This window comes from Colwellia sp. BRX8-4 (assembly GCF_014077345.1).
Taxonomy (GTDB): domain Bacteria; phylum Pseudomonadota; class Gammaproteobacteria; order Enterobacterales; family Alteromonadaceae; genus Colwellia_A.
Window position 1 is genome coordinate 226308 of record NZ_JACGVS010000004.1, and the last position, 18202, is coordinate 244509.

16 protein-coding genes and 1 tRNA gene are annotated in these 18202 nt (G+C 39.1%); 9 read left to right on the top strand and 8 right to left on the bottom strand.

What is annotated here, in order from left to right; genetic code table 11:
• The first annotated feature begins 39 nt into the window (after positions 1–39).
• The 5 genes from H4J56_RS05735 (at position 40) to hemH (ending at position 5520) form a co-directional block, all read left to right on the top strand.
• On the top strand, positions 40–2055 hold the full coding sequence (locus H4J56_RS05735) for a heme lyase CcmF/NrfE family subunit (RefSeq protein WP_182218292.1): 2016 nt from the start codon (positions 40–42) through the stop codon (positions 2053–2055).
• Positions 2055–2621, top strand: coding sequence for a DsbE family thiol:disulfide interchange protein (locus H4J56_RS05740; RefSeq protein ID WP_182221798.1), 567 nt, complete (start codon positions 2055–2057; stop codon positions 2619–2621). The genes H4J56_RS05735 and H4J56_RS05740 overlap by 1 nt, the downstream gene beginning before the upstream one ends.
• Entirely contained in the window at positions 2621–3094 is a 474-nt protein-coding gene (locus tag H4J56_RS05745; RefSeq protein ID WP_404842434.1) for a cytochrome c-type biogenesis protein CcmH, read from the top strand. The genes H4J56_RS05740 and H4J56_RS05745 overlap by 1 nt, the downstream gene beginning before the upstream one ends.
• 9 nt (positions 3095–3103) lie before the next feature.
• Complete coding sequence (gene ccmI, locus H4J56_RS05750) at positions 3104–4369, top strand: c-type cytochrome biogenesis protein CcmI (protein ID WP_182258986.1); 1266 nt, start codon at positions 3104–3106, stop codon at positions 4367–4369.
• Positions 4370–4491: 122 nt separating this feature from the next.
• Positions 4492–5520 (top strand): ferrochelatase, encoded by a 1029-nt coding sequence (gene hemH, locus H4J56_RS05755; RefSeq protein WP_182218280.1) that lies wholly within the window; start codon positions 4492–4494, stop codon positions 5518–5520.
• A 422-nt stretch (positions 5521–5942) separates the two neighbouring features.
• Here the strand turns inward: hemH and H4J56_RS05760 are convergent, their stop codons facing one another.
• The 4 genes from H4J56_RS05760 to pepA all read right to left on the bottom strand — a co-directional run bounded on the left by H4J56_RS05760 (position 5943) and on the right by pepA (position 11446).
• A complete protein-coding gene (locus H4J56_RS05760; RefSeq protein ID WP_070375833.1) occupies positions 5943–6152 on the bottom strand; it encodes a cold-shock protein in 210 nt (69 codons plus the stop codon).
• Positions 6153–6525: 373 nt separating this feature from the next.
• Positions 6526–9408 carry a valine--tRNA ligase gene (locus H4J56_RS05765; RefSeq protein ID WP_182258987.1) on the bottom strand — a complete coding sequence of 961 codons (2883 nt, stop codon included), beginning with the start codon at positions 9406–9408 and terminating at the stop codon, positions 6526–6528.
• 21 nt (positions 9409–9429) lie between these two features.
• Positions 9430–9900, bottom strand: coding sequence for a DNA polymerase III subunit chi (locus H4J56_RS05770; RefSeq protein ID WP_182172566.1), 471 nt, complete (start codon positions 9898–9900; stop codon positions 9430–9432).
• Positions 9901–9937: 37 nt separating this feature from the next.
• On the bottom strand, positions 9938–11446 hold the full coding sequence (gene pepA, locus H4J56_RS05775; protein ID WP_182242366.1) for a leucyl aminopeptidase: 1509 nt from the start codon (positions 11444–11446) through the stop codon (positions 9938–9940).
• A 241-nt stretch (positions 11447–11687) separates the two neighbouring features.
• Here pepA and lptF point away from each other — a divergent pair, with 241 nt between their 5' ends.
• On the top strand, positions 11688–12833 hold the full coding sequence (lptF, locus tag H4J56_RS05780) for an LPS export ABC transporter permease LptF (protein WP_182242367.1): 1146 nt from the start codon (positions 11688–11690) through the stop codon (positions 12831–12833).
• A complete protein-coding gene (gene lptG / locus H4J56_RS05785) occupies positions 12833–13900 on the top strand; it encodes an LPS export ABC transporter permease LptG (RefSeq protein ID WP_220465908.1) in 1068 nt (355 codons plus the stop codon). Before lptF ends, lptG begins: the two co-directional genes overlap by 1 nt.
• Positions 13901–13999: 99 nt before the next feature.
• Here the strand turns inward: lptG and H4J56_RS05790 are convergent, their stop codons facing one another.
• Positions 14000–14500, bottom strand: a complete 501-nt coding sequence (locus tag H4J56_RS05790; RefSeq protein ID WP_182218268.1) for an RDD family protein — start codon at positions 14498–14500, stop codon at positions 14000–14002.
• 186 nt (positions 14501–14686) lie between these two features.
• On the bottom strand, positions 14687–15448 hold the full coding sequence (locus H4J56_RS05795) for an ice-binding family protein (protein ID WP_182218267.1): 762 nt from the start codon (positions 15446–15448) through the stop codon (positions 14687–14689).
• 443 nt (positions 15449–15891) lie between these two features.
• On the opposite strand from H4J56_RS05795, the gene H4J56_RS05800 reads away from it, so the two are divergent.
• A tRNA-Leu gene (locus tag H4J56_RS05800) sits at positions 15892–15976 on the top strand.
• Positions 15977–16101: 125 nt separating this feature from the next.
• Positions 16102–16380, top strand: a complete 279-nt coding sequence (ppiC, locus tag H4J56_RS05805) for a peptidylprolyl isomerase PpiC (protein WP_070375841.1) — start codon at positions 16102–16104, stop codon at positions 16378–16380.
• Positions 16381–16635: 255 nt separating this feature from the next.
• On the opposite strand, the gene H4J56_RS05810 is transcribed toward ppiC, so the two are convergent.
• Together H4J56_RS05810 and H4J56_RS05815 are read right to left on the bottom strand one after the other, a co-directional pair.
• Positions 16636–17250 (bottom strand): hypothetical protein, encoded by a 615-nt coding sequence (locus tag H4J56_RS05810; RefSeq protein WP_182221803.1) that lies wholly within the window; start codon positions 17248–17250, stop codon positions 16636–16638.
• A 78-nt stretch (positions 17251–17328) separates the two neighbouring features.
• A complete protein-coding gene (locus H4J56_RS05815; RefSeq protein WP_182221804.1) occupies positions 17329–18018 on the bottom strand; it encodes a hypothetical protein in 690 nt (229 codons plus the stop codon).
• Positions 18019–18202 lie beyond the last annotated feature (184 nt).

Genomic DNA, 18202 nt, shown 5'->3' on the forward strand with positions numbered 1-18202 from the left:
AAATACGCTGAATCGGAGAAAGTAATGATCCCTGAAGTAATGCTCCCTGAGTTAGGACATTTCGCCCTTATAATTGGTTTAGCTTTTGCAATATGTTTAAGCATTATTCCATTAGTAGGATTGGCAAGTCATCAAGAGCGATTAGTCGGCTATGCTAAACCCTTAACCTTTGGCATGTTTGCCTTTACAGCCATTAGTCTTATTATTCTCGGTTGGAGCTTTGTCGTTGACGATTTTTCGGTCAAATATATTGCAGGTCATTCAAATTCTCATTTACCTTATTATTTTAAAATAAGTGCAGTATGGGGGGGGCATGAAGGTTCGCTGTTGTTGTGGGTTTTCTCACTAACCGCTTGGACTGCCGCTGTTGCTAAATTCAGTAAAGGCATCGACGAAGCCTTTATTGCTAGGGTATTAGCTGTCTTGGGTATGGTAGCCGTTGGCTTTATGCTGTTTACGCTATTAACTTCTAACCCCTTTGAACGCTTATGGCCAATGGTCCCCACAGAAGGTCGCGATTTAAACCCATTACTGCAAGACATTGGCTTAATTATTCACCCGCCGATGCTTTATTTAGGTTACGTCGGTTTCTCTGTTGCTTTTGCTTTTGCTGTTGCTGCGTTAATGTGCGGCAAATTAGATGCTGCTTGGGCTCGATGGGCAAGACCTTGGACTGTTGCCGCATGGATATTTTTAACTTTAGGTATCGCTTTAGGCAGTTGGTGGGCCTACTACGAACTTGGCTGGGGCGGATGGTGGTTTTGGGATCCCGTAGAAAATGCTTCCTTTATGCCATGGTTGGTTGGTACGGCACTTATTCATTCATTAGCCGTGACTGAAAAACGTGGTACGTTCAGGAATTGGACCGTGTTATTAGCAATATTTGCCTTTAGTTTAAGCCTATTGGGGACTTTCTTAGTACGTTCAGGTGTTATCACTTCTGTACATTCATTTGCCGCAGATCCTGGTCGTGGTTTATTTATTTTATTATTACTGGCGATTGCGGTCGGTGGTTCATTAACACTTTATGCCTTTAGAGCAAGTACAGTACAAACGTTTAGTCGTTTTGCCTTGTATTCTCGTGAAACGGCACTGCTAATTTGTAACATTATCTTAGTTGTGGCAACGGTTACTGTTTTATTGGGCACCTTATATCCGTTGTTGGTTGATTCTATGGGCTTAGGAAAAATTTCTGTTGGGCCTCCGTATTTCAATGCGGTGTTTGTGCCGATCATGAGTTTGCTTTTTGTTGTCATGGGAATTGGTCCGTTAATTCGCTGGAAAAAAGCTAAGCAAGGTGAATTGCGCAAACAAATGATGAGTCCACTAGTGATCAGCGTTATTGTTGGTCTTGCTTTCCCATTTTTATACGGTGGTGAATTTGTGCCCTTGGTTAGTATGGGTATAGGCTTAGCCTGTTGGGTTTTTCTGGTCGTTCTTAAAGAATTAACGAATCAAATAAACTCGGGTAATGACAAAGGGAAATTTTCTAAGCTGACATTAAGCCAGTGGGGCATGACCTGTGCTCACATGGGGATAGCGATCACTATCGTTGGTGTAACGATAGTCTCTGTTTATGAAAGTGAAACTAACGTAAAAATGCACATTAATGAAAAAGTTCAAATTTCTGATACCGATTATGAAATCGCTTTTAAAGGTATTAAGCAAGTGAAAGGTGCTAACTACAGTGCCGAACAAGGTCAGATAGAAGTGTACAATAATGGTGATTTTGTTACGCTTTTGAAACCTGAACGTCGCACATACTTAGTACAGACCATGGGAATGACTGAAGCGGGTATTGACCCAGGTTTATTCCGTGATATTTATGTGGCATTAGGTGATCCCTTAGAAGGAAATGCTTGGGCAGTTCGTGTTCATTACAAACCCTTTGTTCGTTGGATATGGTTGGGTGCAATATTTATGTCGTTTGGTGGGTTTTTAGCGATATTAGACAAGCGCTACCGTCGTAAAAAAGTCAGTAAGACCACCAATAAAAAGTCAATAAACACAGCTAGCGCTGATGAACTAGCAACAAATAATCAGGGAAATGCGTAATGGGTAAGTTAATTCGTTTAATTCCACTGATATTGTTTATTGCTTTAGGGGCTATTTTATTTCGCGGTTTATCGCTTAATCCGACTGAACTACCTTCGGCGTTGATTGGCAAAAAATTCCCTGAGTTCAGTTTACACTCGGTATTAAACGCTGATCGAACTGTTACGACAGCTGACTTTAAACCGGGTATAAAACTGGTGAATGTTTGGGGAACTTGGTGTCCATCGTGTCGTTATGAGCACGAATACTTGAACGAATTGTCTAAAACAAATCGTTTTACTATTTATGGTTTAAATTATGATGATCAACGTGTTGATGCGGCAAAGTGGTTAACCCAGCTAGGTAATCCTTATCAATTCTCGGCCTTTGACGAAGAGGGAAAATTAAGTGTTAATTTAGGTGTATACGCAGCACCAGAAACTTTTGTGGTGGACCACAGTAATATTATTCGCAAACGTTATGCGGGTCCATTAACTCCACAAGTTTGGCAAAACGAATTTGAGCCACTTATCACTCAAATAGAAGCAGAATTTATAGCTTCGTCAACGAGCAAAGGAAGCCAGTAATGATGTTCAATAAATTGTTAGTTGCTGTATTTTTAACGACTGTTACCTTGCTGAGTTCATTTGTTCTAGCCAGCCCGGTTGATACTTATGTCTTTAAAGATAAGGTCACCGAAATTCGTTTTAATGCCCTTAATAAAGAATTACGTTGCCCTAAATGTCAGAATCAAAATTTGGCTGATTCTAATTCACCTATTGCCGCAGATCTTCGCCGTGAAGTTTATGACATGCTTCAACAAGGTAAGGCTGATATGGAAATTGTTGATTTTATGGTGTCACGCTACGGTGAGTTTGTTTTATATCGCCCTAGGGTCTCTAGCTTAACTTATCTTTTATGGTACGGCCCTGCAGGGCTATTATTTATTGGTGTGATAGTCGTCGTTATTATTCTTCGTCGAAAGCCAGTTAAAAATGCCCAACAACCATTAAGCAATGATCAAAAAAATAAGCTTGATCAAATTCTAAAGCATAAATAAGGCTGTCTCATGGAATTAATCTTTATCATTATTGTCTTTTTATTGCTGATTTTAGCAGTAGTGTGGGCACCATTTATTAAACAACACCAAAACAACATCTCGATTGATGATACTCAGCGTGACGAAACTAATGTGCGCTTATACCACGAACATAAAGCTGAGATAGAAAAAGATTTTCAGCAAAATAATATTGATGATGAGAATTACCAATATTTACTAACAGAGCTCGATAATACTTTATTGCAAGACATGGAAAATCAAGATCTTGCAGATAAAACGCCACAAGAAACGAAAGTATTAGCTATGGCTTGGCCTGTTGGCTTGTCTGTTTTTATTTTAGCTTTTAGTTTTTATCTATATGCTGAAATAGGCACTTATGAAAAATTGACAACAATGACGCCTCAAGAGCCAATGCAGCAATCGGCTAATGCGGAACAACAAACTATTAATGAATTAAAACGCTTAATGGATGTCACTAAAACCGAACCAGACAACTCAGATGCTTGGTACGCTTTAGGTCAATCTTTAGTCACCGTCGGTGAATTTGACAGTGCAGTAAAAGCTTATGACCAAGTCTTACGTATTGAAGGCCCGCAAGCCGATGTGTTTGGTGCTAAAGCCCAAGCGATTTACTATAAGAACGAGCAAAAAATTGATGCAAGGGTGCAAGGATTTATTGATCAGGCTTTAGCGATAGACCCGAGTGATCCTTCCACAAATATATTACTCGGTATGCATAGTTTTGTTGCTGGTAAGTATCAAGTGGCTATTTCTCATTGGCAACGTGTTGTTGATTCAGATAAAAAGAATGTCAATAAGCAAGCATTGCTTGAAGTTATTGATGAAGCGAAAAAGCGTATTGCCCAACCCAATATGACCGACGATGCCAGCAGTCAAATCGAACCAAGTATTGCTGGTCCCAAGCTAACGGTTAACGTCACATTAAGCGATGAAATACAAACCTTGCTGTCAGTGGGTGATGATAAAACGGTTTTCATTTATGCTATATCTGCAGATACTTCTCGGGGGCGTATGCCTCTTGCCGCCGTTAAATTAGTCGCGAGTGATTTACCCATAACCATAGTACTTAATGATGCAAGTGCAATGACGCCACAAGCTAAGTTGAGTGATGTCGATGTGGTACACATTTATGCAGTCGTTTCTGCTTCAGGCGGCGCTGGTATTAAATCAGGTGATTTCAAAGCTGAACTTAATAATGTGCCAGTAACGACTACAGAGCAATTAAATTTAGTCATTAGTAATATCGTTCCATAATTTAAATATAGTATGGGTTTGAGCCTTTTAACACATCAGATGAACTGATTCTTGTTTGGTGTGTTAGGGTAAGCTTACCCGTTGTCTTTTTGTCGTCATTTAAAAAATAGAGTATCGAATTCATGCCTAAATTTAGTGGACGTTTTCACGGCCGTACCAAAGAAATACATAATAAAACGGCTAAAGTTGGTGTTTTACTCACCAATCTTGGCACACCTGAAGCGCCTACTGCATCAGCTTTGAGACGCTACTTAGGCGAGTTTTTATCTGATCCTCGGGTCGTTGAAATACCTCGACTTATTTGGTTAATGATCTTGCATGGTATTATTTTAAGGGTTCGACCTAAAAAATCAGCAAAACTCTATGAAAGTATTTGGACACCATCAGGCTCACCTTTATTAGTTATTAGCCAACAGCAAAAAGACGAAGTCGCTAAAGTGCTCACTGAGAAATATGGTGATGATGTCAGAGTTGAGCTGGCAATGCGATATGGTAAGCCTACAATCGATGATGCTTTAGACAGATTACAACTTGCAGGAGTCAGTAAGATAATTACTTTACCTCTGTATCCCCAGTATGCAGGTCCAACGGTTGGTTCTACTTTCGATGCGGTCGTTAATAAAATTAAATCGTGGCGTTGGATCCCAAGTCTAAGTTTTATTAGTGGTTATCATGACAACCCTAAATACATAGCGGCCCTTGCGCAAAGTGTAAATAAGCATATTGCCGAACATGGTAAGCCGGATAAGTTAGTATTATCTTTTCATGGTATGCCTAAGTATTTCTTAGAGCAGGGTGACCCTTATTATTGTTGTTGTGCAAAGACAACGCGTTTATTAATGGAAGCGTTAGCCTTTACCGAGGATGATTTTGTGATGACCTTTCAGTCACGTTTTGGTAAAGCAGAGTGGTTACAACCTTATACCGATGTAACGCTTGTTGATCTTGCTGCTGATAATAAGCATGTCGCTATTATTAGCCCAGCATTTAGTGCTGATTGTTTAGAAACTTTAGAAGAGTTAGTGCACGAAAACCGAGATATGTTTATTGGTGCTGGTGGTGAAACGTATCATTATATTCCAGCTTTAAATACCGATGAAATGCATATTGATGCGATTGTAGATATCATTTCTGCAGAGATAACTCACTAACTAAAATAAGGCACCGTATTTTATAGCCTTGCTGATACCTTTCACGGGTGTTTCCGCTGCGCTATTTAATAACGGTGTCACTATTGTAAACCTCCCTTCATTAGCTCACTTCTTTTTATTAATTAACAAACACTATGGCTGCGCCAATAAGTTCTTTTAAAACGCGATTCATCGGCCCAGCCGTACAAATAAACTCATAGCAATAAGAACACATACTCTTGTTCAATCACTGATGCGTTTTTTGATGATCTTTAGTAATGACTTTGTTAATGGCTTTGATAGCAACGGGGTGTTTGAAGGTATGTGGGTTCTTTAAAAACGTGGTGGGTTGAATTTTAGTATAAAAAAAAGCGCAACAATTTTCATTGTTCCGCTTTTTTATTCGGATCCTAAGATCCTTTAATAACTACAATAAGTCGTTATTAAGAAGCAATTACGTTTTCAGCTTCAGGACCTTTTTGTCCTTGCTTGATAGTAAAAGTAACAGCTTGGCCGTCAGTTAGTGTACGGAAACCGTCACCAGAGATAGCGCTGAAGTGAACAAAAACGTCAGGTCCGTTATCTTGCTCGATGAAACCGAATCCTTTAGATTCGTTAAAAAATTTTACTTTACCAGTTACTGAATCAGACATGTCAACATTTCCCGTAGGTCATTAATTAAAAAATAGTAATAAGTGGATTATCCACTATGAAATATACGGAGTAAATGCTCTCTACCTATAAAAGTACAGACAGAGAAAGGTTTCCAATAACACAAACTAGTAGCGTCTGAGGTTAATCAATAATCGACCTTGTTAAATTAAGGTAAATAGTTGAAATATCCTTCTCCCGAAACGCAAAAACTCAACGCAAAAGTATGTTAGCACAATATTTTCTTGAAATCCTATAAAAATCTTAAGATTTGATGACTTTTTTATGACATAAAAAAGCCAGCTAAGATGCTGGCTTTATTAGATATTTATGATTGAGAATCATTATTATTATCAATCATAAGATAAACAACGCTTACAACGCCGAAATTTGTACTATTTGTTCAGCAAGCTTGGCTAAGGCCGATTCGGTATCAGCTAACTTGGTCTTTTCTTTGTTGATAACTTCTTCAGGAGCTTTACCAACAAACTTTTCATTGCTCAATTTCCCACGGGTTCTCTCAGCGTCTTTCTCTAGTTTATCGACCGCTTTTGTTAAACGGGCTAGCTCAGCTTCTTTATCAATTAATCCCGCCATTGGGATTAATACTGATAAATCACCAACAACAGCGGTAGCAGACAGGGGTGCATTGTCCTTGTCTGTTAATACCGTAATACTTTCAAGTTTAGCTAAGGCACTTAAAAACTGTTGATTTTCGTCTAAGCGACGTTGGTCGTTAGCATTAACATTTTTAAGCAGTACCGGTAATTCTTTACTGGGTGAAATATCCATTTCGCCGCGAATATTACGTATAGCAACAATAAACTGTTTAACCCACTCTAAATCACCAATAGCCGTCTGGTCACATTGGCTTTCATCAAACTGAGGAAAGCGCTGGACCATAATACTGGCGTTTTCATTACCTTTGTTATCAGCAACAAAGTTACTTAATGGCACAACACGTTGCCAAATTGTTTCAGTGATAAATGGCATAATAGGATGCATCAAGCGTAATAAGCTTTCGAGCACAGTCACTAAGGTATGACGAGTACCACGTTGCTGTGCTTCGCTACCTTTAAACAATACTGGTTTTGTTAACTCTAAGTACCAATCACAAAATTGGTTCCAGGTGAACTCGTATAGTGCTTGTGAAGCTAAATCGAAACGAAAGGCTTCAAAAGATTCATGGACAGTTTTTACGGTTTGCTGGAATTGACCTAATATCCAACGGTCTGCTAATGAAAACTCCATTTCACCTTGTTGACCATTAACGACTTTACCGCAGTCTTGCTCTTCGGTATTCATTAACACGTAACGACTCGCATTCCATAATTTATTACAGAAGTTACGGTAACCGTCTAAGCGTTTCATGTCCCAGGTAATGTCACGGCCTGTTGATGCAACTGAGGTTAAGGTAAAGCGTAATGCGTCAGTACCATGAGCTTCAATACCTGCTGGGTATTCTTTCTTGGTTAGCTTAGCTATTTTTGCCGCCAATTTTGGCTGCATCATGTTGCCGGTGCGTTTTTCTAATAACTCATCAAGGGCAATGCCATCAATCATATCAAGAGGATCGACAACGTTGCCTTTTGATTTACTCATCTTATCGCCATTTTCATCGCGAATTAGACCGGTAACATAGACTTTCTTGAACGGTACTTGTGGTTGGCCATTTTCATCTTTAATGAAATGCATGGTCATCATGATCATCCGGGCAACCCAAAAGAAAATAATGTCAAAGCCAGTAACAAGTACATCAGTTGAATGGAATTTTTTAAGATCTTCCATATTGCTTGGCCAGCCTAAGGTAGAAAACGTCCATAATGCTGATGAGAACCAAGTGTCGAGTACATCGTCGTCTTGCTTTAAGACAAAATCTGCCGCTAACGTGTATTTAGCACGCACTTCAGCTTCGGTTCTACCGACATAAACACCACCATCTTCATCGTACCAGGCTGGAATTCTATGTCCCCACCAAAGCTGACGAGAAATACACCAGTCTTGAATGTCACGCATCCAAGCGTTGTACATATTTTCATACTGTTTAGGCACAAATTCAATTTGACCCGTTGCTACCGCGTCAACGGCAGGGCCCACTAAAGGTGCGGTGCGAACATACCATTGGTCGGTTAATAATGGCTCAATAATCACACCTGAACGATCACCATAAGGTGCGACCAAATCATGATCTTTTACTTCAACAAGTAAACCTAGCTCGTCAAATTTAGCGACAATGGCTTTACGGGCAACAAAACGGTCCATTCCTGCAAATTCACTTGGTAATTCAGTGCTGTAGGCATCAGAATGTTCGCCGTTATTTTTATAAACTTCAGCGCTTGCTAAAATAGCAGCATTTTTATCTAAAATATTGATTAATGGCAAATTATGACGTTTACCGACTTCATTATCGTTAAAGTCATGTGCAGGTGTGATTTTTACACAACCTGAACCTTTGGTCATATCAGCATGGTCATCGCCAACAATAGGGATTAAACGATTAACTAAAGGTAATAAAATATGTTTGCCGATCAGATCTTTATAACGGTCATCTTTAGGGTTTACCGCGACACCGGTATCACCTAAAACAGTTTCTGGTCGAGTTGTCGCTACCACTAAGTAGTCTTTACCTTCAGCAGTTTTAACGCCATCAGCCAAAGGATAGCGTAAGTACCACATGTGACCTTTTTTATCTTTGTTCTCAACTTCTAAATCAGAAATAGCGGTATGGAATTTTGGATCCCAGTTAACTAAACGTTTACCACGGTAAATTAAGTCGTCTTCAAATAAGCGTACAAAAACTTCTTGCACCGCTTCAGACATGCCATCATCCATAGTAAAACGTTCGCGAGACCAATCGATAGAGTTACCTAAACGGCGCATTTGCTTGCCAATCGTGCCACCAGACTCGTCTTTCCATTCCCATACTTTATCAATAAAAGCTTCACGACCGTAATCGTGACGAGTTTTATCTTCTTCGGCAGCAATTTTACGTTCTACCACCATTTGTGTGGCAATACCCGCATGGTCCATTCCGGTTTGCCATAAAGTATTTTTACCTTGCATACGTTGATAACGAATTAAGGTATCCATAATAGTTTGTTGGAACGCGTGTCCCATATGCAAACTACCGGTAACGTTTGGTGGTGGTATAGCAATGCTATAGCCATCTCCTTCACCTGTTGGGCTAAAATAACCTTGCTCTTCCCAACTTTGATAAAGAGACTGTTCGATTTCTGAAGGATTGAATGTTTTTTCCATGGGGATGACTACTTAACTTGATTAAAGTGCATTAATTGACTGTGACGGTTGTGGCGCGGTTTGATTATCCACTTGAAATCCCCATTGACGATAGCCTTTATAGCGCTCTCGAGCTTGTTGTTTGAGGGTTTCATCACTGGGTACAAAGTCAATAATGTGTGAAAACTGATTAGCAAAGTGAGGCACTGTGCTGGTTAAATTTATTAAAATAGCGCGTCGGTTAGTGGGTGGTTGCCAACTAATTTCAACGGCAGCGCCATTTTTAGGGCCTTCGCCCGGTAAATTGTGAGGAACAAAACTGTCAGGTTCAAAGGCCCAAAGCAGTTCATCTAACTGGTGAGCTGTTTGCTGATCAGCGCAGTAAATAAATACCCGCTGATTTTGGCGATAAAAATTAGCAGCCTGCAAACAAGCATGAGCATGTGACTGTTCAGCCACCGCTTCATGCTTTGCATCTTCTTCAAGCAAATAAAACATTACTTGTGTTTGCATGTTTGCGTTGTTCCTTTTATTTCTTTTTAGTCTAGAGTTATTCGCTTTGCTCTGCGCCGGCACGATTCAATAAAAATTGAGTCAATAAGCTTACCGGACGACCAGTAGAGCCTTTGTCTTTGCCGCCGCTGCGCCAGGCCGTACCGGCAATATCAAGATGTGCCCAGTGGTACTTTTTAGTGAAACGCGCTAAGAAACAGGCAGCCGTAATAGTACCTGCGCCTTTGCCACCTAAATTGGTAAAATCAGCAAATGGGCTTTCTAATTGTTCTTGATATTCTTCCCATAACGGTAAACGCCATGCGCGGTCACCACTTTGTTCAGAAGCATTTAACAACTCATGTGCTAATGGGTTGTGCGTACTCAATAGACCAGATGCATGTTTACCTAAGGCAACCACACAGGCACCGGTAAGGGTTGCTACATCGATAACAAGTTCAGGATCAAAGCGTTCAACATACGTCAGCGCGTCACATAAAACCAAGCGACCTTCTGCATCGGTATTTAATACTTCAACCGTTTGTCCTGACATCGTCGTTAAAATATCACCAGGGCGGTAAGCATCGCCACCGGGCATATTTTCACAACCGGCTAAAACACCAATAACGTTAATCGGCAACTGTAATTCTGCTAGGGCGTGCATAGCACCTAAAACACCCGCTGCGCCACCCATGTCATATTTCATTTCATCCATGGCTTCGCCAGGCTTTAAAGAAATACCACCGGCATCAAAAGTCACACCTTTACCGACTAAAACTATCGGATTAACATCATCACCAGCACCATTATATTTAATAATACTCATAATAGATTCATTACGTGAAGCTCGGCCAACGGCAAGGTATGAATTCATACCCAATTCTTCCATTTCTTTTTCGCCAACTATTTCGGTGCTGATATTGTCGTAATCATTTTCTAAAATCTTAGCTTGTTCTGCTAAATATGCTGGGTTACAGATATTTGGCGGCATATTAGCAACATTTTTACAGGTTGTTATACCTTCAGAGACAGCAAGCGCATGAGAAATAGCGCGTTCGCCCATCGGTAACTCTCGACGTGTTGGTACATTAAAAACCATTTTACGTAGAGGTCGGCGTGCTTCAACTTTACGCGTTTTTAATCCGTCAAAGCTGTATAAACAGTCTTGAGTCGCTTCAACGGCTTGGCGTACCTTCCAATAGGTATCGCGACCTTTAACATGAAGTTCTGATAAAAAGCACACAGCTTCCATCGAGCCCGTTTCATTTAACGTACTAATAGTTTTACTGATAATTTGTCGGTATTGACGTTCATCAAGTTCACGTTCTTTACCACAACCGACCAACAAAACACGTTCGCTTAAGATATTAGGCACGTGATGAAGCAGTAACATTTGCCCTGATTTACCTTCTAAATCACCGCGACGCAATAAGTTACTGATATAGCCTTCACTAATTTCGTCAAGTTGTTCAGCAATCGCTGAAAGACGGCGAGGTTCAAAAACGCCAACGACAATACAGGCGCTACGTTGCTTTTCGGGACTACCACTTTTTACGTTGAACTCCATGAGCTCTCCTAATTCGTACAAAAACAAGCTGTTTTTAAATGAAATTTACGAGTAAACTTGTTTAAATCTATAAATAATCGTTATGCTTACTTTTAAAAGTATTCAGCTACAGGCTATAATTATAGCTTGGTGCAAGCGAATTCCCCTCAGAGCAAAAATTAATATTACTTATGAAAACGACAAGTTTACTTAAAAATAGAGCAGATGTCAGAAAAAAACGATGTTTTTATAGGGAATTCTTATGATTATCTTTCGTTATTTACTTAAAGAAGTCGCTAAAACTCAATTAGCGGTTTTCTTAGTGCTGATGACCATTTTTATTAGTAATAAATTTGTTCGTATTCTTGACGATGCTGCCGAAGGAGGGATCCCCGGACACTTGGTTATGGTCTTTATTGGTTTAAAGATACCTGACTTAGCGGGAATGATTTTACCCTTAAGTTTATTTCTCGGGGTTTTATTGGCTTACGGGCGTATTTATGCCGATAGCGAAATGACAGTATTGCATGCTTGTGGTGTCAGTGAATGGTACGTAGTGCGGGTTACACTGATTTTAAGTTTTGTGACTGCGATATTTACCGGAATTTTTACGCTGTACCTATCACCTATGGCCTCGGAATATGAGTATCAAGTTAAAGAACAATTAGCCGCAGACTCGGGGTTAAGTTCGCTTATTGCTGGTCGTTTTCAAACGACAGGTAATGAAAAAGCCGTCATTTTTATTCACGATAAAAACCGTAATGACAACACCTTTGAAAAAGTGTTTGTTGCGCAACTTCCTGATAAAAAAGCCACGGATAAAAGTATTATTAATGCCAGTTTAGTTTATGCACAAACCGGACAAGTGATTGAGGAAGAAAGTGGCTCACAGCGTTTAGTCTTGAGTGACGGTACACGTTATCAAAACGATACTAAGAGTAAAGAATTCAAAGAAGTCTTTTTTGATAAGTATTATATCCAAATACAAGATCAAAAAGTGGCGCACAAAAATAGAAAATTAAGGGCTATTCCCACCCAAGATTTGTTTGAGGAAGATACCGCTGCTTTTAGTGCGGAAAGTCATTGGCGCATTGCTTTTCCTATTGCGTGTTTGATCATGACATTAATTGCCGTACCTTTAAGTGTTGTTAATCCTAGGCAAGGTAAATTTGCTAAAATGTTACCGGCGTTATTACTGTTTTTAGGTTATTTCTTGATGCTGACAGCGGTGCGCTCTGGCGTTGAGTCGGGCACAATACCTAAAAATTTAGGTTTATGGCCAGTACACTTATTTGTGCTTGTGTTAGGCGTAAGTCTGCTTATAAAAGATCGCAGTTTTGGGATGAAAATCAAAGCTAAGCTTCCGCTATTATTTCGCAATTTCACCCGCAAAGGAACATCATCATAATGCGTATATTAGACATGTACATTGGTCGAATTATTGCATCTACAACGCTATTAACGTTATCAGTTTTTGTCAGCCTAAGTGGTATCATTAAGTTTGTTGAAGAAATGAAAACCGTGGGCAAGGGTAACTATGATATTGCGCATGCTGCTTTATTTGTGCTTTATAAAATCCCACCCGATATTGAAATGTTTTTCCCGATGTCAGCACTAATTGGTGGTTTAATCGGTATGGGCATGCTGGCAACAAACAGTGAGCTTGTGGTTATGCAAGCGGCAGGTTTGTCGCGGGTAGACATTATAAAATCAGTGATGAAGTCAGCGACTATTCTCGTTTTTATCAGTATGGCGGTCGGAGAATGGTTAGCGCCGGTTGGTGAATTAGCCGCAAGACAGCTTAAAGCACAGGCGATATCAGGCGGAAGCTTAATTTCATCCGCTGATGGAACTTGGGCGAAAGACGGCGATTATTTTGTTCATATTGGTGAAGTAGAAGATAAAGGGAAATTAAACGATGTACAAATATACCGCTTTGATAAATCATTAAAACTATCAAGTTGGTTATCTGCAGATAGTGCTATTTATCAAAACGATGCTTGGCAGTTACGTGATGTTGTCGATACCCATTTAAGTGAAAACAAAATGGTTACCGAGTCATCGCAGGTAAAAATGTGGACATCGAGTTTGACGCCTGAAAAACTTGGCGTCGTTATGGTTACTCCCGAAGCTTTATCATTACGGGGCTTATCTGAATACTTAAGTTATTTGGAAGAAAACAACCAAGACTCAAGTCGTTACGTTTTAGCTTTTTGGCGTAAAATCGTTCAACCACTAACCGTTGCGGTGATGCTGTTACTTGCCTTGTCTTTTGTTTTTGGACCTTTGCGTTCAGTATCGATGGGGGCAAGAATTATGATGGGAGTAGCAACAGGAATCTTGTTCTTTATTACAAACGAAGTGTTAGGGTCGTTAAGCTTAGTGTATCAGTTGCCTGCGGCTTTTGGCGCGTTAATGCCCAGCTTTATCTTTGTATCATTAGCGTTATATCTAATGAATAAACGGCCCAGTTAACTTTTACTTGCGCGCCTTTAGTCGATAAATGTGATTAGTGGGCATGATAATCACATTTATCATGCCTCACTTTTATTGCCCCGTATTAGCAGGAGTACTCTACAAACGACCGCGGTTAGCGTCTAACGTTAAAACCACCACTTCTGTATCCGTTAACCTGTCTTGTAAGCTTAATTTGTTTTTACGATCAAAAATCACCGTAAAGTTACCTAAACCTAATAGCGTAGGCAGTAATCTTTTTAGGCCAGTAACCTTATTGATCAAAGTACCATCTTGGTTTTGCACACGTAAACGCCACGCTTTCATCCCTAAGGTTTGACCGGTTTTAGACCAAAACCAAATAAAGAAAAACGACACCCAAGCAAGCTTCCAAAACTCATTTGGCCACTTTAACCAAGCCGTATTGGCAATAGCATCAGAAAAGTGTTCGTACCCCTGTAAGCCGAATAAGCCAAAGTGAAAACCTAAGTACATCAATAGAAATGACATTGCGCCAGCAGTCATATATACCGCAATGGCAATTAAAAGATCATATACCCAGGAAGCTAAGCGGCGGCGAAAACCAGCACGGGGGAAATGTTGAGATGAAATGAAAGTCATAAGTCACGTGAATAATAAATTTTTAACAGTTTATCAAACACAATAGCTAAAGTATAAGAGAGATGATTATTTGTGTTTTTTATCGCTAAAATAGTATTAAAAAACGACATACAAAAATGATAGTAGCATTGAAATTTGCTACCTTTTATATGTCGTTAACGCTATTTGACTGTAGTTACTACGTTGTTATTGAGGAGCTTCTTCATACTGCTCAGTTGGCGCGTTAATCGTGTTTTTTTGCAATGTAACAGCCGTTTGTGCCAATAGTCTCCCGTTAACAGTGGTTCCAGTATTAACAGAAATCAAGGTTTTACTGAGCACGATACCTTCAAAGGATGCATAAGTGCCGAGTGCGGTATAACCTGCGACTTGCCAGAAAATATTTTTGGCTAAAGCGCCACCCGTTAAAGTAACGCGCTTGGCATTTGCCTGATTTAAATTACCTGATATTTGCATGATCCAAACATCATCCATAGTGCCATTAAAAGTAACATCTGTACTGATATTGACGTCTGAAGACCATTTATAAACACCAGGTGCTAGTGTTAGGCCACCAATTTCACCCGCACCAAGTTCGGTATGATCAGCAGGAACTCTGCCTGCAGCATCATTGTAGGCAATGCCCATATCACTGACTGCTAATCCTAAAAGGTAAGGTGAATTTATTGAGCAGGGCAGTGGACCAGCAGAGTCAACCGTATACATAGCGCCAGTTACTTCATCACAGTTGAGTAAAAGCGCAGCGCCTGTAATTGGGCTAGTGCCGACATTACCGGTAACAGCAGACGGATAAACATCAGTAATTCCAGATTTACTCAATATAGTGAAAGTACCTGCTTCGCCAAGTTCAACCGCATAGGGGCCTGCGGCCATAACATTTCCAGCAAAAATACTTCCCATAATTAAGGGGATAAGTACTTTTTTAGAATTGTTTATTAAGGTTTTCATAATATTTCTCCATATGGAATTGTCAATTTACAGTAAATAAATTGTTACTAAGCTTTTTCCATAGTTATGTTATATCACACAAGAATGATTTTAGATTGGCATCAAATGACTTGTTTATATATTGCCCCGTGTATTTTGATTAAAATTATTTTAATTTCGATACAATAGCCGATGAAGGCAAGGTTTTTCTTGAGTGTTGCGAGCTATACATAATCGCATTGTTGGAGGGGAACCGTCACCTAAGCATTAATTAAGCCTGTGTTTAATGCTCTAAACTTTCAAACCCCTCCAAATCGACCAAATAATAAACATACACACCAACGATTGATAAAAACTATTGCTTAATAAAGTTATTTTCGTATAATGCCGAACAGATTCATTAACGCACTGGCGTTATTGATAAACAGTTTAAATTTTTGGTAGTTACTACGAAAAATATTTAAGCCGCAGTGGTGGAATTGGTAGACACGCCGGATTCAAAATCCGGTTTCGAAAGAAGTGACGGTTCAAGTCCGTCCTGCGGTACCATTATATGAAAGCCCTGATTCGAAAGAGTCGGGGCTTTTTGTTTTCCGAAAGATAATATTCAAATAGATTAGTCATGATCCGCTATAATATGCGTGTTTATTAGACAGTATTAAAAAGGTTTCAATATGGCAGCAACAGCGCATGCACTTCACATCTTGGTTAAACATAAAGAAATTGCAGAAGATATTATTAAGCAGCTAGCTAAAGGAGCTAAGTTTCAAACATTAGCTAAAAAACATTCGTCATGTCCATCGGGTAAAAAAGGGGGCGATTTAGGCGAGTTTAAACGAGGTCAAATGGTACCTCAGTTTGATAAAGTGGCTTTTAGCGGTGCAATATTAGAGCCCCATCTTGTTAAAACTAAATTTGGTTGGCATGTAATTAAAGTGCTTTATCGGACTTAATTTACAACGAGTGATTTTTAATACCGCTTCTTTTCAAAATCGCTGCCAAAGAAATTTTTGTTCAAGCCCGACGGCTGTATCAAATTTAAAGCCCTGCTTTTCATAAGATGAAGCTATTGATGGAAATTTTGTCTGCAACATCAGCTAGGTCTAACAATGATAGCTGTTTTGATTATAACAGCAGGTTTACTCTATCTTTGCTATCGGTAATAAATAAGTAATGACCTTGATAATAATATGGTTTATCAATGATGACTAAAACTTAATAGCTAAACCAACTGAAATACTTCCATCAAGCCACAGACCATCTTCTAACAAAGCGTGGCAGATGGTTTCTTGACAAAATAACTGATTATCCTCTTCTATATAACTTGCATAACCTCGAAGCTCTGTAACAAGAGCGATATTCTTTGATAGTTCGTAGCGTGTGCCAAAAGCCATAGTGAGTGAGGGGTAAATTTCGTCTTTACTGTCAGTTTCAAAATAAGTGGCACCGATACCTAGCGAGATGGTCGTCACATAATTTTGCTGTTTAAGCTGAGTAACGCCACTGAAATGCAAGTAGGTAATATCGAAGGAGTGCTCTTGTTGATCTGAACTACTGATAAAATCATGGCTAACAGTGTTAAGTAATATTTGTCCTTGGCCATTAGGTGAATCTTGCCAAGCGATTGCTAATCCATAATTTTTATCATCAGTGACAACCAGGTCTGTGCCGTTTTGGCTATTAATTAGATCAGCACTGAACATTTGCCCGATAAAGGGAGTTATTTCTATATCTCGAGCATGACTTGTAAAAGGTAATAACAATAAAACTGAATTAATAAGTAGGATGCAAATGAGATTTGCTGACTTTAATGACGTTCGCATTTTATGACCTTTTCAATACGGATAAAAACATAAAAGAGTAAAGCTATTATTAGCTGGGTTATTAGACTATTTCAAGCTTTACAATGTTTTTGTAAGCATAGTTGCTTGGTTATTTAATGCGCTCAGTAATTTTTCAAATAACTCAATACCTATGGTTTCACCAGTGCTACCGGTTTCTTTATCAACAATTTCTAATTCAAAACGAGGTAATTTTTTAGTGATTATTGGTGCGTTTTTATGGCCTATTAAATTAAGTACTGGCGAATTTACTGTTATTTTAGCCACCTTTAATAAACGTGGCGTCGTTGTAACTTGTTGCTGATTTTTGACACTACTGTCTTTGAGGGTGAATTGATCTATATTTTTTTGCACGGTTAATAGTAGTTGTTTAAAGCTGTCACCATCTTCGCTGTAATAAATTGAAGCACTTAAACCATCGATGGTAATACTCTCGATAAGAATAATATCTTCTTTTAAGCTATCACGATCAACCACTAAATGAATGGCGGCAATACTTAGTGTTGATTTTTCATCGGTCGAAATATTTGATAACTGTGACGGGGCCAACACAAAATTGCTAATGGTTCCTGTTCCCTGATACCCATGGATTGTTACGTTTTCAACCGTTACTTTTTGTTGGCTTAGTTGCGAACCAATATTTTGAAGTTGATTTTTAATATGAAAATTTAAAGAGTCACTGGCTAAAAACCATAGCGCAGCACCACACGATAATAATAAAACAAAAATTATGGCTGCAAATTTGTTCAAGGTTTGATCCTAAGTTGTATAACAAATATTTATTATAACGTACTTTTATTATTGAATTTTAACTGGATAAAAATTTTAACTAAATTGAGTGATGATAAGCGTACTTTTTATTCAGCTTGATTAAAAAATAAACTTGGGATATAAGATGGGTGAATAACGAAAATTAATAAAAAATATATCTACA

Coding starts and splice junctions, on each gene's coding strand:
- H4J56_RS05735 (WP_182218292.1), top strand. CDS start 40: ATGCTCCCTGAGTTAGGACATTTCGCCCTTATAATTGGTTTAGCTTTT.
- H4J56_RS05740 (WP_182221798.1), top strand. CDS start 2,055: ATGGGTAAGTTAATTCGTTTAATTCCACTGATATTGTTTATTGCTTTA.
- H4J56_RS05745 (WP_404842434.1), top strand. CDS start 2,621: ATGATGTTCAATAAATTGTTAGTTGCTGTATTTTTAACGACTGTTACC.
- ccmI (WP_182258986.1), top strand. CDS start 3,104: ATGGAATTAATCTTTATCATTATTGTCTTTTTATTGCTGATTTTAGCA.
- hemH (WP_182218280.1), top strand. CDS start 4,492: ATGCCTAAATTTAGTGGACGTTTTCACGGCCGTACCAAAGAAATACAT.
- H4J56_RS05760 (WP_070375833.1), bottom strand. CDS start 6,152: ATGTCTGATTCAGTAACTGGTAAAGTAAAATTTTTTAACGAATCTAAA.
- H4J56_RS05765 (WP_182258987.1), bottom strand. CDS start 9,408: ATGGAAAAAACATTCAATCCTTCAGAAATCGAACAGTCTCTTTATCAA.
- H4J56_RS05770 (WP_182172566.1), bottom strand. CDS start 9,900: ATGCAAACACAAGTAATGTTTTATTTGCTTGAAGAAGATGCAAAGCAT.
- pepA (WP_182242366.1), bottom strand. CDS start 11,446: ATGGAGTTCAACGTAAAAAGTGGTAGTCCCGAAAAGCAACGTAGCGCC.
- lptF (WP_182242367.1), top strand. CDS start 11,688: ATGATTATCTTTCGTTATTTACTTAAAGAAGTCGCTAAAACTCAATTA.
- lptG (WP_220465908.1), top strand. CDS start 12,833: ATGCGTATATTAGACATGTACATTGGTCGAATTATTGCATCTACAACG.
- H4J56_RS05790 (WP_182218268.1), bottom strand. CDS start 14,500: ATGACTTTCATTTCATCTCAACATTTCCCCCGTGCTGGTTTTCGCCGC.
- H4J56_RS05795 (WP_182218267.1), bottom strand. CDS start 15,448: ATGAAAACCTTAATAAACAATTCTAAAAAAGTACTTATCCCCTTAATT.
- ppiC (WP_070375841.1), top strand. CDS start 16,102: ATGGCAGCAACAGCGCATGCACTTCACATCTTGGTTAAACATAAAGAA.
- H4J56_RS05810 (WP_182221803.1), bottom strand. CDS start 17,250: ATGCGAACGTCATTAAAGTCAGCAAATCTCATTTGCATCCTACTTATT.